The organism is Clostridium sp. (assembly GCF_029258205.1).
In the GTDB taxonomy this organism is placed as follows: Bacteria; Bacillota; Clostridia; order Clostridiales; family Clostridiaceae; genus Sarcina.
Map to the genome: position 1 here is coordinate 1 of NZ_JARHZJ010000049.1, position 16821 is coordinate 16821.

At 25.7% G+C, this 16821-nt stretch carries 12 protein-coding genes and 1 riboswitch; of the genes, 4 read left to right on the forward strand and 8 right to left on the reverse strand.

The genetic code is table 11. From position 1 onward, the window contains the following. On the reverse strand, positions 1-328 hold a 328-nt coding region (lexA, locus tag Q1J60_RS07030; RefSeq protein WP_300260089.1), incomplete at its 3' end, for a transcriptional repressor LexA. Between the two features lie 193 nt (positions 329-521). Between lexA and Q1J60_RS07035 the strand changes: the two genes are divergently transcribed. Continuing rightward, positions 522-914 (forward strand): hypothetical protein, encoded by a 393-nt coding sequence (locus Q1J60_RS07035; protein ID WP_300260091.1) that lies wholly within the window; start codon positions 522-524, stop codon positions 912-914. An 88-nt stretch (positions 915-1002) separates the two neighbouring features. Here the strand turns inward: Q1J60_RS07035 and Q1J60_RS07040 are convergent, their stop codons facing one another. Continuing rightward, positions 1003-1992 (reverse strand): tyrosine recombinase XerC, encoded by a 990-nt coding sequence (locus Q1J60_RS07040; RefSeq protein WP_423249121.1) that lies wholly within the window; start codon positions 1990-1992, stop codon positions 1003-1005. A gap of 999 nt (positions 1993-2991) precedes the next feature. Between Q1J60_RS07040 and ilvA the strand changes: the two genes are divergently transcribed. After that, entirely contained in the window at positions 2992-4191 is a 1200-nt protein-coding gene (gene ilvA / locus Q1J60_RS07045; RefSeq protein WP_300260096.1) for a threonine ammonia-lyase, read from the forward strand. Positions 4192-4326: 135 nt separating this feature from the next. Further along, positions 4327-5706: a DUF4832 domain-containing protein gene (locus tag Q1J60_RS07050; RefSeq protein ID WP_300260098.1), complete on the forward strand. Its 1380-nt coding sequence runs from the start codon at positions 4327-4329 to the stop codon at positions 5704-5706. 28 nt (positions 5707-5734) lie between these two features. Here Q1J60_RS07050 and pelG read toward each other — a convergent pair whose 3' ends face one another. From pelG to Q1J60_RS07080, 6 genes are all read right to left on the reverse strand, one after another. Continuing rightward, positions 5735-7195 (reverse strand): exopolysaccharide Pel transporter PelG, encoded by a 1461-nt coding sequence (gene pelG / locus Q1J60_RS07055; RefSeq protein ID WP_300260101.1) that lies wholly within the window; start codon positions 7193-7195, stop codon positions 5735-5737. A gap of 3 nt (positions 7196-7198) precedes the next feature. Then, on the reverse strand, positions 7199-8608 hold the full coding sequence (gene pelF / locus Q1J60_RS07060; protein WP_300260104.1) for a GT4 family glycosyltransferase PelF: 1410 nt from the start codon (positions 8606-8608) through the stop codon (positions 7199-7201). 4 nt (positions 8609-8612) lie between these two features. Continuing rightward, positions 8613-10436: a DUF2194 domain-containing protein gene (locus Q1J60_RS07065; RefSeq protein WP_300260107.1), complete on the reverse strand. Its 1824-nt coding sequence runs from the start codon at positions 10434-10436 to the stop codon at positions 8613-8615. A gap of 10 nt (positions 10437-10446) precedes the next feature. Continuing rightward, positions 10447-11325 (reverse strand): hypothetical protein, encoded by an 879-nt coding sequence (locus tag Q1J60_RS07070; protein ID WP_300260109.1) that lies wholly within the window; start codon positions 11323-11325, stop codon positions 10447-10449. Next, a complete protein-coding gene (locus Q1J60_RS07075; RefSeq protein ID WP_300260111.1) occupies positions 11318-13357 on the reverse strand; it encodes an NAD(P)-dependent oxidoreductase in 2040 nt (679 codons plus the stop codon). Before Q1J60_RS07075 ends, Q1J60_RS07070 begins: the two co-directional genes overlap by 8 nt. A 151-nt stretch (positions 13358-13508) precedes the next feature. Next, positions 13509-14978: an amino acid permease gene (locus Q1J60_RS07080; RefSeq protein WP_300260113.1), complete on the reverse strand. Its 1470-nt coding sequence runs from the start codon at positions 14976-14978 to the stop codon at positions 13509-13511. Positions 14979-15101: 123 nt separating this feature from the next. Continuing rightward, positions 15102-15276, reverse strand: a riboswitch (Lysine riboswitch). 182 nt (positions 15277-15458) lie between these two features. On the opposite strand from Q1J60_RS07080, the gene Q1J60_RS07085 reads away from it, so the two are divergent. Further along, on the forward strand, positions 15459-16679 hold the full coding sequence (locus Q1J60_RS07085; RefSeq protein WP_300260115.1) for a dicarboxylate/amino acid:cation symporter: 1221 nt from the start codon (positions 15459-15461) through the stop codon (positions 16677-16679). Positions 16680-16821 lie beyond the last annotated feature (142 nt).

Consider the following 16821-nt stretch of genomic DNA (forward strand, 5'->3'; position numbering starts at 1 on the left):
TTATAGGTATTTGGAACATATCTTCTATATTCTCTGTAGCTAAAATAGGCATACCAGCAGTAACTTTACCTATTATAGGAATATCTATTAATTCATTTTCTTCATTAGATAATTCTACTATTTCTAAGGCTCTTGGTTTGGTTGGATCTCTATATATTAATCCTTTTTTCTCTAATCTCTTTAAATGTCCATGAACAGTTGAGGTTGATTTCAAGCTAACTGCTTGGCATATCTCTCTAACTGAAGGTGGATACCCTTTTGATTTTGTAAATTCAATTAAAAAATTATATATTTGAGTTTGTTTATCTGAATTTTCCTTGATAATCATAGTAATTGCACCTCACGATTCTTTAGCAATATTATACCACAGTAAGGCGAGTATAGCAAACTTATGTTCTCATGATAATGACTTTAATAAAAATGATTAAAAAGGTAATATTTACATAAAATAACTTTTTATTTGATAAAAAAGAACATATTTGTTATAATGAAAAGATAATTTTTAAATAAGAGGTGACTTTATGGATAAAAAAGTATTTAATGATGATGATTATTGTGATGTATATAATGGAAGAATTTGTGATAATTGCGGTGATTGTCTAGAGATGCAAGGAATAGATACAAAAGCCATAAGAATAGCTGATATAGCAAAAGAAGTTGAAGAAAATAAAAAAATAGAAGAAACTCTTAAAAAACTTGTTGAAGAAGAACAAGAAGAAATGGAAGATGATTTAGAAGAAGAACTTACAACAGAAACTTGGGAAGAGTATTTAGCTAAGCAAGATGAATATGAGGATGCTTTTGATCATATTGAATATCTTGAAGATATAGATTTAAATGATGATTTAACTATGGAAGAAATGACAGAAGAAGTATTTCCAGGAGTTAGAAAACTTAAAATAAAAGAAAATTAGAAGAGTGTTTCTTTTAAAAATGCTAAAAACACGAGGATAGAACATATGTTCTATCCTCGTGTTTTCTTTATAAAATTAAGATATATTTCTATTTTATATTTGCTAAAGGATTAGTTTTAACTGCTTCTCTTAAAGTTTCATCATCTACATGGGTATATATTTGAGTTGTTGAAATATTTTCGTGACCTAATATATTTTGTAAGCTTCTTATATCTACATTACCATACTTATACATGAGTGTAGCGGCAGTGTGTCTAAGTTTATGTGGAGTATATTTTTGATCTTTAAACCCTGCGTTTTCTATATGTTTTTTCACTAAAATTTCAACGCTTCTTTTATTTATAGGTCTATATTTACTTGATAAAAATAAGTATTTTTTAGCTTCTTCAGTAGCTTTTAAATCATTTCTATTTTTTAGATAGTTTTCTATCGCTGTAATTGAAGCTTTATTTAAATAAACTGTTCTTTCTTTATTTCCTTTACCTATAATGGTTAAGGTATCTGATTTAATTTTTTCTATTTTAATATTACAAAGTTCAGATAATCGCATTCCGCAGTTTAAAAATAAAGTAAGTATACAATAATCTCTATAATAATTTTTATTTGCTTTATCCATAGAGTTTAAAACTGTTATGCTTTGTTCTAAGGTTAAATAAACTGGATGTCTTTTATTTATCTTTGGAGATTCTAATTCTACTGTGGGGTTTTCATCTATTAGCTTTATTTTAGAATTTAAAAACTTAAAAAAAGATTTTAAAGTAGCAACTTTTCTAGCTCTAGCATACGCACTGTTATTTCTGATTTTTTCTAAAAAAGACAAAAATGCATAGATGTCAGATAAGTTTATGTTTTTTATAAAATCATCACCTAAATCAGAAATTTCAACTTCTTCAATTTTTTCTAATTCGATAGTATTTTCTAGACCTTTATAGACTTTTAAAAATTTAAAAAATAATCCTAAGTCAACTGAATATCCTTTGATAGTATTTAGAGATTTTCCTTTTACATTTTCTAAGTAGTTCAAGAATTCAATAACCCTTTTTGGATATTTCGATCTCTCTAAAAAATCAAATTTTATTTTGTTTTTTTCGAGTAATTCATCTGAATTACTGATTTTGAAATTTAATTTTACGTCAGAATCAAAGCTTTTTTCTACTTCTAAAAGTTTGTCCATCCCAAGCTCTTTTAACCATCTTTTGATTATCCTTTGATTAACTTTATAGATTTCTGCTAATTGTTTAATACCAAATTTTCTCTTGAAAATAAAAATATAAATATCTTCAATTAAATTTTCATAGTTACGCTCAATATTTTGAGAATCGTAATAGTTGTATATATGATCAAGATTATTTAAATCATCATTACTTAAATTTATATTTAATAATTCTTTAATTCCTTGTGAGTATTGAAAATTTTCTAATTGATTTCCTTCATTATTCATAGTGTAAAATCCTTTCAAAGCCTTGGTATGACTATATTGTAGCATATTTTTTTTAAAAACACAATAACTTCGCTAAATGTATATTTAGCGAAGTTATTAATTAAGGTGCTTTTAAGAAATTATATGTATTTTAAATTAATATTAAATTAAATCATTTTTAACTTAATTTAATTCGCGGATATCTTTCGTAACACTATTTGAACAAAAGTTATTCTTAGTGAAATTATTTAAAAGTATTTATTTGAAATATGTAATACTATTAGTATTACATATAAAAGTAATACTATTATTTTATATAAATATATAATTAAGTATAACCTAAATTATAGCAAATATACATTGTAAATAAAATAATATAGTTTATAGTTACTAATTTAATTAACCTTACAAATTAAAAAGCCTATTCTAATATCGTGTTTAGATATTAGAATGGAAAAATAATAAAGATAACTATAATCTAGAATTTCTTCATTACTATTCTTTTTTAAATTAACTATAGAATCTGACATAATTATGAACTTCATTTACTATTATTTAATATACTTTTTAAAATAATATTATCTGTAAAAAAATTCTTTTATTTGTTATAATTAACTTATAAAAGGTTTACATGATGAGAAGTGGGGAGTGATTATTTTGTATTTAGAAAAAATTATTAAAGCTAAAAAGAATATAGAAGATATAGTTATAAAAACACCTTTAATATACAGTGAGGTATTTTCAAAGAAATCTGGAAACCAAGTGTATATGAAATGTGAAAATTTACAATTAACAGGCGCTTATAAAATAAGAGGTGCATTAAATAAAATAAGATCTTTATCAGATGAAGATAAAGCAAAAGGGGTTGTTTGCTCTTCTGCTGGAAATCATGCTCAAGGCGTAGCTTTTGCCGCATCACAAGCTAATGTAAAATCAACTATAGTAATGCCAAAGACTACTCCTCTACTAAAAATTCAATCAACAAAGGATTTAGGAGGAAATGTTATTTTATCAGGTTATGTATATGATGATGCTTTTAATGAAGCTAAAAAAATTGAACAGGAACAAGAAGCTATATTCATACATCCATTTAACGATATTGATGTAATTTTTGGACAAGGTACAGTAGCTTTAGAAATATTTGAAGATTTGAAAGATATAGATGTTATTCTTTGTCCTATAGGCGGAGGCGGTTTAATAAGCGGAGTTACTCTAGCGGCTAAGGAATTAAATCCTAATGTGAAAATAATTGGGGTGCAGGCTGAAGGTGCGAATGCAATGGTTAAAAGTTTTAAGACAGGAGAAATAGTTAGTCTAGACTCTGTTGATACAATTGCTGATGGAATTGCAGTAAAAAGACCTGGTGATTTAACATTTAAATTTATAAAAGAATATGTTGACGATATAATAACTGTTTCAGACCATGAAATTGTTGAGGCGTTTTTTACATTAAGTGAAAAACATAAACTTTTAGCAGAAGCTTCTGGAGCGGTATCATTAGCAGCCTCTTCTAAATTGAATTTTAAAAATAAAAATGTGGTATCAATAATAAGTGGTGGTAATATAGATATGGTTACTATAACTTCATTAATAAATAGTGCTTTAGTTGCTAAAGGTAGACTTTTTGGATTTAGCTTAGAAGTTCCTCATAAACCAGGACAAATATTAAAAATTGCTAAAATACTTGCTGATACCAATGCAAATATAGTAAAACTTGAACATGATCACTTTAAAGCAACAGATGCTCTTAAGAATATGGTTATAGAAGTAACTTTGGAGACCAATGGTTACTCTCATATAGATGAAATTAAAAAATCTTTAACAGATCAAAACTATGTAATAAAACAAATATACTAATAACTTGTTTTCAAACAGATTCCTTAAAATAACTTTTCCCTTTTTTATTCACTCTATTCTATAATAATTGATTTTTAAAACTATTTAATGTATTCTTTTAGTACACTTAAATTTAAAGGAGTGACTAATAAAAGTATGAATATAAAAAGTAAAGTATATTTCTTAATTATTACATGTATTGCAACAGTTATACTCCTCTTCTTTATATATAAGAATACAAATAAAAATATTATATATAAACCTAAAATATCTAATGAAGTTTTAATTAATCCTTTTATGGGATGGGCACCAGATGCTAAGTACAAAGACTATATTCAACCACATTCCTTGGTTTATGCTAATTTATACTGGAGTGATTTAGAGCCATCAAAAGGAAATTATGACTTTAAAAATATAGAGGAAAAATTTAATTTTGACTATTGGAAATCTAAAAATATAAAAATGATAATTAGGATAGTTTTGGATTATCCTAACAAAGAAAATTCAATGCAAATACCTAAATGGTTATATGATGAAATAGATGGTGATGGTGTTTGGTATGATATTCCATATGGTAAAGGTTTTAGTCCTAACTATGAAAATAAAACTTTAATATATTACCATGAAAAACTTATTAAAGCTTTAGGAGAAAGATATAACTCTTCTTCTGAAATAGCTTTTATAGAGTTAGGGAGTATTGGTCATTGGGGAGAATGGCATACTTATGAGGATGATAAAATAAAACTAAAATTTCCAGATGAATCTAGTGCAAATGAATATGTTAAACCATATTTGCAATACTTTCCTAATAAAATAATGATGATGAGACGTCCTTTTAAAATAGCTAAACAAAATAACTTTGGTTTATTTAATGATATGATAGGAGATAAAAATTCTACAGATAAATTTTTGTATTGGGTTAATAATGGATACTATAACGAGTTATTAAAAACAGATGAACCTGAAATGAAAGACTTTTGGAAAAGCGCTCCATCTGGCGGAGAGTTTGCTTATGGTGACCAAAATATAAATTATTTTAAGAAATTTTCCATAGAAGCTATTATAGATCAATTAAAAAGTTTGCATACTACGTTTATAGGTCCTAATTGTCCCGCTGATAAAGATAACAAATATAAAGAAAGTTATGATAGAATTTTAAATACCATAGGTTATAAATTTGTTATTGAAGAATCTAAATATTTTAAATCAAATTTCACTAATAAGATAAATATAAAACTAAAGATTAAAAATAAAGGAATTGCACCTTTTTATTTTAATTGGCCTGTGGAATTTGTTCTTATAGATAAAGAAAATAATATAAAAAACAAAACATTATTAAAAGAAGATATAAGAAATTGGCTTCCAGGTGAAAATAACATTAATGCAAATATAGAATTAGATAAAAATCTAGAAAAAGGTGAATATACAATAGCCTTAGGTATTTTAGATCCTTCAACTAAAAAAGCTTCAATAAAATTTGGAAATGATGAAGAGGTTTTATTAAATTATTTTAAAATAGGTTCTATAAAAATATAATATAAAAAGAAGTTTAATGTAAAATACATTAAACTTCTTTTCTATTTTCATTATTAAAAAAATCATATATTCTGCTAAAAAAGCCCTTTTCTTCAACTTGAAAAATTGGTTGAGATGCAAAGGTTCTATATTCTATTATTTTGAAAAAGTTATTAATTCTATTAAATGCAAATACTACAGAAATTATACTACTTATGAAAAATCCATACCCATAATACTCTGGTCCAATAATAACAGTTATTATTGACAGTGAAACTGTAGTTATAAAAAATACTAAAGATACTTGTAATGCATCCTTTCTAGCATCAAAATATAAAAGTATTAGAATCAAAAAACTCATAGATATATATGATATTGAACCTAAGGTTAATATTCCAAAAATTTCTAAAGAATCACTTGCAAATCCCATATTAGGAAGTATTTTAAATCCAAAGACAATACATGCAAAGCTAGCTATAAATTGAACTTCAATCATATGTGTCATATGAAGTATTATAGTATCTATAAGAATTTTTTTTGATCTTCTGATTTCATTTATACTTCCACTCTCTCTTACAAAATTATAAAACTCTTTATACTTAGGATATATAGCTGTTTCTATTTTTACTGTAAATATCACTACAGAAGGTATAACACTTAAGAATGCATAAAAACTAGGAACATCATAAAAGGATGCAATTCTAAAAGTGTCTTCTACTAAAGTAGCATTAGGTGTTAACCAAATAAGCATGTTAGGGAAATATGCACCTAGAGATAAAAATAACCCTATAAATAATAGTTCATAATATTTATCTATACTATTAATAAAGTTTAAACAGTTAGATAATTTCAAATCTTTTATTCCGAAGACTTTGTATAAAAGAACAATAAAAGATATTACAATGAAAACATAACCAGCTAGTGAAAATAACAAAGCACTATATATTGGTGATATACCTAAAAACTTTATACCTAATATACTACCTAAAATAACTATTGAAATTCCTATTAGAAAAAAAGATACTATCTGCAAATATTCCTTAATTGCAGATAAGTATATTATTTCTAACCAAATCAGGGATAATATTATTGTAATCATAAAACAAATACTTTTTATCATTAAATTTAATGGAGAATTAATTAAAAGTATGCTTACAACTATGGTGCTTATTAAACTACAAATAATACTTACTCCTAAGAATGATTCAAATATACATCCACTTTTTTTTGTATAGATACAATCTGATATATATCTAGACATAAGCATACTTATGCCATTTGAACTTATATAAGATATCAAAAAAGAATATATTATTACTGCATTAAATATTTGTATATTAGCATAAGAGGCACCAAAATTTTTTAATAATCTTTGCATTACTAAAAATAAAGTTATACAAATGATCATTGGGCCAACAGTTATTAAAGACGACATAAAATATACTCTTGCTTTAGCAAAAATATTATCTCTATCAATTATCTTTTTTAATTCAAATCCAATTCCAGCCATATACTAAACCAACTCTCTATATATTTTTCTATATTTTTCTATAAATTGTTCCTGTGTATAGAATAAAGAAGCTCTTTTAAAACCTATTTCTCCCATTTCTTTTCTAAGATTTTCATCTCTAGATAGTTTAATTATACTCTGAGCCATTTGATAATAACCCATAACAGGAACAACTATTCCACAATGCCCTAATCCATCGTTATTTCCATACAATAGCTCTTTGCAAGAACCTACATTTGTTGTTATATAAGGTTTTTTAGTAGCCATGCCTTCTAAAACAGATAAGGGTTGACCTTCACTAATACTACCTAATATAAGTATATCCATTTTCCCTATATAATCCAAAACGTTAATCCTATCTGTAAATACTATATTTTTATTACCAGAAGCTTCAACAAAGTCCATGCATTCCTTTGTATAATCTTTATCTTCATCCATAGGTCCCATAATATAAAGTTTCATATTTTTGATGGTTTCATTTGCCAATGTAAAGGCTTGTATTATTGTTTTTACGTCCTTTATAGGAACTACCCTAACTATAGCACCTATATTAATTATTGAGTCATCGTCTTTCTTTTTATTTATATGAGAAAATCTTTCTAATTTAACTCCATTAGGTATTATTTGAATTTTATCTTCTTTACATCCTAACTCTATTTCTAATTCTTTATTTTTTTTGAATAAGGTAAATACTTGATCTGTATAAGTATAAGCAGCTCTAGATAAATTATAAAAATATTTAATCCAACTATCTTTAAAATATCCTTTTACCCAATCTGCCTTAATTATTTCCTCTTCTCTTTCTCTAGTATATATGCCATGTTCTGTTAATATAAATTTAGAATCCTTGTAATAATATTTTCCAAGAGCACCTACAAGACCTGCATAGCCTGTAGATACACTATGGTATATATCAGCCTTTGGTATATTACTTTTTAATATTTCCAATATAGTTATCATCATAGAACGTATTGTCCAAAAGAAATGATTAAAAACTATATATGGATAATACTTTGTTGCAGCTTCACTTACAATATCAAAGAAATCTTCACTCATTAGTATATCAACTGTATTAATATTTTTTAGCCTTTTCATGCAATCAAAAAAATCTTGCCAGTCAAAGTATTCACCTATTATAAATTTTAAGATAAGATTTTTTTCTTTAGCACTAAGAGAAAGTTTAATATTATTTTTCTTTTGTTTATATTTATCTACGTCAAGGTATATATCCCTTATTTCAACTACATTATCTGGGATTTCGTACTTGTAAGAATTGTGTTCATTTTTATTTGCATTTATAGCAAATATTATAAATTCATGTTCAGGCATATTGCTAACAAGCATTTGAATCCAACTAGAAACTCCTCCTGTTACATACGGATAACTACCTTCTGCTATTAAGCAAATTTTCATTCTATTAATTTCCTCCTAATATTATTTCAAAATCAGTTTCAGTAGAATGAATAAGATACAATTCATCATCTACTTTTTCATAAGAGCATCCTCTACTTTTTGTTACAGGTTTATCTGTTCTTAAAATAAAATAATCATTTTTTCCAGAAGATTCTAAATAACCTTTTATAGAGTTTTCTTCATATGAAAACGCACTTTTAGTTGTTATATACTCATTTAAAGCACCTACACCTTGAGAAATAGTATCAGATTTTAGCCATTTAAAATTATTATATACTTCGCTCATTAATTTAGTAAAATCTTTTTTTAGGCCTTCCCATGACAAACCATGATTTCTTTCAGGATCTAGTATATCATCAGGATGTATAAAGTGAGAAAATACTCCGTTTATAGTTATTCCATTATATATCATCCATTTATCGAATTCTTCATAATCATAACCAGAGCTATATCTTGGGAAGTTATATATGCCATTTGATCCCTTCGAAAACTCTTGTTCATAAGCAATCTCTTCACTTGCAACAACATAAAGAGATGAAATAACATTTATACTTGGGAATCCTTCCTTTAAAGCATTAATTCCTTCCTTACTAATTATATTAGACGGAGGTACATAACCTTTAACCTCATAATTAGGATAAATCGTATGTACAAATTTATTTAATGCTATTTGTGCATTAACCATTGAATTATAATCTTTCCAATCATTATATCCTAAACTATCATCATTATATTTCTCTATTCTTAAGGGTTGATGATTAAAACCATGTATTCCAAGTTCTCCCCCTACTTTAAATAAATTTCTTCCTTGAGTTATAAGATTTTTATAATAAATATCACCTTGAAAATTTTCTATATCCTTAGTTACATCTTGATAATTATATATTAAATACCCTGTTGGTTTAAGATTATATTTACTACAAATTCCAACAATATCTGGCCACCATATATTTGCAAAGAATTTTTGATCATTCATATGATATTCTTCATAAATATTTTTAGAAATATTTTTAGGTATAGGAGCTGGAAAATCATCTATATAAAATACTTTTGAATTAATTATTGGATAAATAAAATTCTTTCCTGTTCTATAAAGAACACCAGTAAGAAGTCCTCTGTTTCCTTTTTCACCTAAAAATTGACCGTTTGAAAAGATGATTTTACCACTTTCTAGATTTTTTTCCCATAGAAGAGGTATATCCTTATCAGCTTTTATATGAACTAGAGAATCTTTAGTTAGTTCAACCTTTAAAGAACTATTTTCTGTATCTTCAGTCCTCTTTAATCCATATCCTTTTATTAATATATTAGACATAACATACATAGAATTTACACTTATTGGCTCATCTAAAAATATTTTTTCTATGCCTATATCTTTAGAAATAGATTTTAAATTATCACTTATAAGTGGACGTTGAGAAAATATTAAATTTCCACCTTTTTTTACATAAGATATTAATTCAGAAAAATAATTAAAGGTTTCTAGGTTTTCAGTGTTTATGATAATACCTCTATAACAATCAGTATCTCCCTTAAAATCTGTTATTGGCAACTTAATTAATTGTTTGTCCATACCTTCAAGAATAACTTTAAAGTTCTCGTAGATTTTATTATCTTCTTCTCCATTTCCACATAAAATTAAAAATTTATCAGAATAATTCTTTTTCATTACATCATATTGTGTGGATGAAAATCTTTCCTTATTTAAATTTGTTATATTCGTATTATCAATTTTATCAAATACATAGTTTATCTTCATAAAGGAAAGTAAAAGTCCTAATAGCAAACTTAATGACACAAAGAAAAAAACAAACTTTTTACTAAACATTATTCTCCTCCTATATCCAGAATCTTAATAAATCTAAAGAATTATTATCTAATTTTAAATTAGAGTTTCTAATTTCTAAAATTACATTATTAAAACTTTCCTTATCCTTAAGATAATAATAGATTTCAAGAAGAAGAATGTATGGTCTAATATTATCCTTAAACTGTTCCTTAAACTCACAATTATATTCTAATGCTTTTTTATATTCTTTAAGATTTATACAAGTTTTAATAAGTTCATCAAAGTAATCTACTGTAAATTCAAAAGTTTGTTTATATTCTTCAAGTAATCCTTTATACATATATTTTAGTTTAATAACTTCTCTAGAATCTACAATATTACTTTCAATATAGTCTTTAATGGATTTTAAAAACATATCAGCATTTTCTTGATTTTTTGGATCTTTTTCATATTCAACCTCAAATTTTTGTATTAATATTGTTAACTTTCCTTTCATCTGAGTTATAGCAGTAGCCGCGTAATGAGAAGTTTCAGTATCTTCATCCATTAAAGCGTTTAATAAAATATTTCTATATCTATATGTATCTTTTTTTAATACATCTTTTATTAAATCTCTTTTTATAGAGTTATTATTTAATATCAAAGCCTCTTCGACTGGGATTAAATCTTTTTTGTGGTCTAACTCGGCGGACCTTACTAATAAACTAACACTTTTTTCATATTTATTTTCTCTTTTTAAAACTTCTATTCCATGATCAGTAGAAACTAATTTCTTACAGATTAGTATAGATAACAATAAAATAAATCCTACATATGGAATTGATAATGATATTAAAAATATTGTATTAGCTCCATTTCTATTTAACAGTTTCATAATTATATAGAGAATAAAGCTTAACAAGATATTTATTTCTAATAATTTAATCATTATTTATTACCTCTTCCATCACCTTGGCACTTACACCTTTAGACTCTAATCTATTAATAGGTATGTAACTCTCTTCTTTTTTAGTATTAAGTAGCAACACATATATAGAATCATCAATTATACCAGCGAAGTCAGTTTCTCTTATGGAAGATTTAATAATCTGAGATAAAAGTTTTAAATCAAAAGTGTTATCAATTTTAAGTAAAGTATAATCTAACTTCTTCTCAAATTTAGCAATCTGCTTTATCTTTAGAAGTTTTTTGAAACTATTCTCATTTAAGAAAATAGTGTTATATATATATCTTTCTTTTGAAGTTAATTCTTCATAATCATAAGCTTTTATTATAGAAGATTCTATTAAATTAGAAATTACTTTAAATAGATTTTCATAATATAAATTCATTTTTGAAAATTCTAGTTCTTCTATCATTATAGTAGCTATAACTTTATTTCCTTTTTTTATAGGGGCAACCATCATAGGTATAGATATATCTAATCCTTTGTTTATGAAAAGTTCTCCTTCTTGTATATGATCTTTTACAATATTTAACTTATCAAAATCAATATTATTAGTAGGTTTAAAATCTTCATTATTAGACTTTACATTAAGTCGTAAGAAATTATTTTTCAAAGTATAAATTGCAATTCTATTACTATCTAGGAATTCTTCTAAAATATCTATGGATGATTTTAATATGTATTGAGGTTGTAAACTATCTAACTTTTTGACCACAGAATATATTTTCCCAAAGCTATCCTTTGATGAAATAACTTTTTCTTCAAGTTCTTTCTTTTCATTATATGTTTTATTATATAGATCCTCTAAAAAATCATATTCATCTTCCTGTTTTTTATTTTCATTTTTTAATGTTTTTATTTGAACATTTTTGAAATCACTAACATACCCAACATATACACCAATTAACACATATGTAAGTAATTGTATTAAAGATTCATTTAGTACAAGTATAGAAACAATAGAAATTCCTCTATCTAAGCTTTGTACAATCAATAAAGCACAGGATAAAAATGTAGCAATTAAAGATTGTTTAGATCCGTATAAAATTCCTATAACAATAATATATATTAACTTTATATCTAGAAAATAAAATACGGAATTAACTGGTGAAATCATTTTTGATATAAGGTAAACAATTATAAATAAAACTATATTTTCTACATAAGGTTTAGAATGCTTTAAAAATATTTTTAACTTCTTATATTTATTTGATTTTATCTTTTTACTTGCATTTACATTATTTTTATATCTTTCATAGATAATAGGAAGTTCTTTTAAAATAGAATACTTTTCTTTAAATTTAGTATTATCACTAAAGTTAGATTGATAAGAATTATTTAAATATTGATTAATATTTAAATAATATGTATTTCCTTTCAGTATATTGCTTAAATCATTTAAAGATAGACTATAATTACTTGAAATAGTATATTTATCATTTAATGAATATTTAAATGATAAATAGGCTGTTTCTGAAGCATCATTTACATGAATATATCTCCTTTCTAAAGTATCATCATAAAGAATATCTTTTCCTTTAATAAGATTATCCATAATAATAAATATATTCTTATCAACAAAATCTTCAGCTAATCCTTCTCCATAAATTATAGGGAGTCTTAAATTTGTTATATTCATTGAATTAGTAAAATAATCTCTAAATATCGAACAAATACTATGACTTAAAGATGCATATATGTTATTAGATTCACTATCTTTAATAAAATCTGTTATTCTTATAAAGTTTCTAACTTTATAAGAAGAAGAAAATTTTAAGAGTTTATTTAATTTATTTATATCTTCAAAATAATCTAAGTAAATAACGCATTTAAATGAGTTTCTTTTAAAGATATGTTTATATTTATTATCATCTAAGTTCTCTTTAAAAATTCTAAATTTAGAATTTTTAAATGTATTAGATATTATTACTATTTTAAAGCCTTCTTTTGAAAATCTATGAGCAATGGCTTCTATTAAAGCATTTTGTTTTCCAACTATTAGTAATTTGTTCATAAAAAACTCCTTTCTTTAAATTTTTTGTTATAATTATAACATATTGTAATTTTTTTTAGAATAAATTTATAATTTATTAAAATTTATTCTATAGTTTATACATCCTGATTTATTAAATAAAAAAAGAAGAGATGAATTTTCATCTCTTCTTTTAATATCCTAAAACTTCGTCTTCTATACTTTCATTAATATCTAAATGATTTACGTTTAAATCAACATCTTTTAAGTCTATTAGTTTAGTTTTATGTTTAATTTTATAATATGCAAATAATCCAAAGAATAAAGGTAATCCAATGTAAGATGAAATTAATCCACCCCAGTCTATTCCATTTTTAACATCTAAGTATGCATAACCTTGACCTAAAATTATTATTCCACATAATATTAAAGCAATTATAGGTCCTAATGGGAATAATTTAGCTTTGTAAACTAATTTGTTCATATCTTTACCTTGAGCAACATAAGCTTTTCTGAATCTATAGTGACATATTGCAATTCCAAGCCAAGCTATAAATCCTGATAATCCTGATGCTGCTACAAGCCATACATAAACTGTATTTTCAGCATAAATACCTGTTAAAAAACATAAACTTGCAATTATTGTTGTTATTATAATCGCATTAACTGGTACTCCTCTAGAATTGGTTTTCCCAAAAATTTTAGGTGCCATTCCACTTTTAGCCATAGCATAAAGCATTCTACTTGATGCATACATACCAGAGTTTCCAGCTGATAAAACAGATGTAAGTATTATAGCATTCATAACTGAAGCTGCACCTGCTAATCCTAATTTTTCAAATACTATTGTAAACGCACTTGTTTCCACTCCAGCTTGAGCATTAGGTACTATAGCACCTATTACTAAGATAGTTCCTAAATAAAATAACAATATTCTCCAAAAGATTGTATTAACAGCCTTAGGTACATTTTTTTCAGGATCTTCACTTTCACCAGCAGCAACTCCAACTAATTCAGTACCTTGGAATGAGAAACCAGCTATTAAGAAAATCATAAAAATAGATTTTGCTCCTCCAATGAATGGTCCTCCATTTTCATAGAAATTTTTAAACCCTACATTATCTCCGCCTATTATTCCAAAAATCATAAGAACACCTACTATTAAGAATATTATAACAGTAGCAACTTTTATAGCTGCAAACCAAAACTCTGATTCTCCATAAGCTTTAGCAGATAATAAGTTAAGAGATAATATAATTACTAAGAATAATGCACTCCAAACTATTGCTGGAACATTAGGAAACCAAAATTTCATTAATAAAGAACCTGCAACCATTTCTGCAGCTATTGTTATAGCCCAGTTATACCAGTAATTCCATCCTAGGGCAAATCCCAAAGCTGGATCTATAAATTTTGTTGCATATGCTCCGAATGATCCTGTTTCTGGCATATATGTTGCCATTTCTCCTAAGCTTGTACATAAGAAATATACCATTACTCCTATGATTCCATAAGCTACAAAAGCTCCTCCAACACCGGCTTGATGCAGTGTGTCTCCCATAGCTAAGAAAATACCAGTTCCTATGGCACCGCCCATAGCAATCATACTAAGATGTCTTGATTTCAAACCTCTTTTTAGATTAGTATTTTGTTCTTGACTCATTTTTAGTCCTCCTTATGGTTTTAATAATTAAGCCATAAGTGATAACTAAGTTTTAGCTAATAAAAGAAACCCTTAAGCGTGTTTCATGCTTAAGGGTTTGTAAAGTTATATACAATACTCTTCTTTCATGATAGCACACCACAAAATAATTTGTGACAGTGTTACATATATTCTATGTAACCCCAACCTAATAGAATTAAAGCCTTTTCTAATGGTTTCGGCGATTCATCCTTTCACTTTGCTTCAAAGTGCTTACCTCTGCAAAGATACTCTTAATCATCGCGCCTCTATCTCAGTTATTCACTTTCCATTAATAATTATGATGTTAAGTTTTCAAAATGTCAATATTTTTTTATTTATAAATAAAATTAAAATTTATCAAATAATTTAGATTTTATTGTTGACTTTAAAACCTAATTATAGTAATATGTACCCATACAAAAAACATATGTATTCAACAAGAATACAAAGGGGGCTATTATGAAAAATTTATCCTTAATAAAAAGAATATTTTTTGCAATAATTTTAGGAATACTTGTTGGGCTAGGTTGTTCCTATATTAATTTAGATATACCTATTAGGATGTTGATGACATTTAATGTTATATTTGGAAATTTACTTAGTTTTTTAATTCCACTTATAATAGTTGGATTTATAGTTCCTGGTATAGCGTCTTTAGGAAATAAATCAGGAAAAGGACTTTTTATAACTACTTTAATTTCATATGCTTCAACATTTTTAATAGGAACAATTACTTTCTTAATAGGACGTTCAGTACTTCCTAAATTTATAGTAAGTACTTCCTTGAGCACTAGTTCAGTAAATGTTGAACCTTACTTTATAATTGATATTCCTCCAATGTTTAGTGTTATGTCAGCTTTAGTTTTTGCATTCTTATTAGGGATAGGAATATCAAGAATAAAAAATAGTTATCTATTGAATGTATCAGAAGAGTTTAATTACGTTATTTCATTAATAATAAAGAAGGTTTTAATACCTTTAGTTCCAGTTTATATTCTTTCAATATTTTCAAAGTTAAGTTATAATGGTGAGATTTTTACTACTTTAAAATCTTTTGGACTTGTGTACTTAGTTTTATTTTCAATACAAGCATTTTATTTAATAGTTCAATATGCTTTAGCTGGAACTTTAAAGAAAGAAAATCCATTAAAATTACTAAAAAATATGATACCTGCATATATGACAGCTTTGGGTACTCAATCATCAGCAGCTACAATCCCAGTTACTTTAAACTGCACTAAAGAAAATAAAGTTGACCAAGATGTAGCAGATTTTGTTATCCCTTTAGGAGCAACAATAAATTTAGCTGGAGATACTATTACTCTAGTTCTCGCTTCAATGGCTGTAATGTATATGAAAGGACAAATTCCAACTTTCTCTGTTATGATTCCATTTATAGTTATGTTAGGAGTAACTATGGTAGCAGCACCAGGAGTACCAGGTGGTGGAGTTATGGCTGCTTTAGGATTACTTGAAAGTATGCTTGGATTTGGTAATGTTGAAAAATCCTTAATGATAGCACTACATGCTGCTCAAGATAGTTTTGGAACAGCAACTAACGTAACTGGTGATGGAGCTATAGTTATAATAGTAGAATCAATATTAAAGAAAAGAAACAATACTAACATTAAAAATGAAGAAGATGAAGAAGACTTAATTGCAAAGGTTAGTTATAATTAAAAAAATGACTATGAGAAATTCTCATAGTCATTTTTTTATTTAAGAATTATGTTGCTACTTTTAGGAAATAATTGATCATATAAAGAATCAAAACCATCATCAGCTAATTCTACTTTTGTATTATCATTTACATAAAATTGAT

Excerpts from the sequence above, each read along its gene's own strand:
- Q1J60_RS07035 (WP_300260091.1), top strand. The coding sequence starts at position 522 with ATGGATAAAAAAGTATTTAATGATGATGATTATTGTGATGTATATAAT.
- Q1J60_RS07050 (WP_300260098.1), top strand. The coding sequence starts at position 4,327 with ATGAATATAAAAAGTAAAGTATATTTCTTAATTATTACATGTATTGCA.
- pelG (WP_300260101.1), bottom strand. The coding sequence starts at position 7,195 with ATGGCTGGAATTGGATTTGAATTAAAAAAGATAATTGATAGAGATAAT.
- pelF (WP_300260104.1), bottom strand. The coding sequence starts at position 8,608 with ATGAAAATTTGCTTAATAGCAGAAGGTAGTTATCCGTATGTAACAGGA.
- Q1J60_RS07065 (WP_300260107.1), bottom strand. The coding sequence starts at position 10,436 with ATGTTTAGTAAAAAGTTTGTTTTTTTCTTTGTGTCATTAAGTTTGCTA.
- Q1J60_RS07070 (WP_300260109.1), bottom strand. The coding sequence starts at position 11,325 with ATGATTAAATTATTAGAAATAAATATCTTGTTAAGCTTTATTCTCTAT.
- Q1J60_RS07075 (WP_300260111.1), bottom strand. The coding sequence starts at position 13,357 with ATGAACAAATTACTAATAGTTGGAAAACAAAATGCTTTAATAGAAGCC.
- Q1J60_RS07080 (WP_300260113.1), bottom strand. The coding sequence starts at position 14,978 with ATGAGTCAAGAACAAAATACTAATCTAAAAAGAGGTTTGAAATCAAGA.
- Q1J60_RS07085 (WP_300260115.1), top strand. The coding sequence starts at position 15,459 with ATGAAAAATTTATCCTTAATAAAAAGAATATTTTTTGCAATAATTTTA.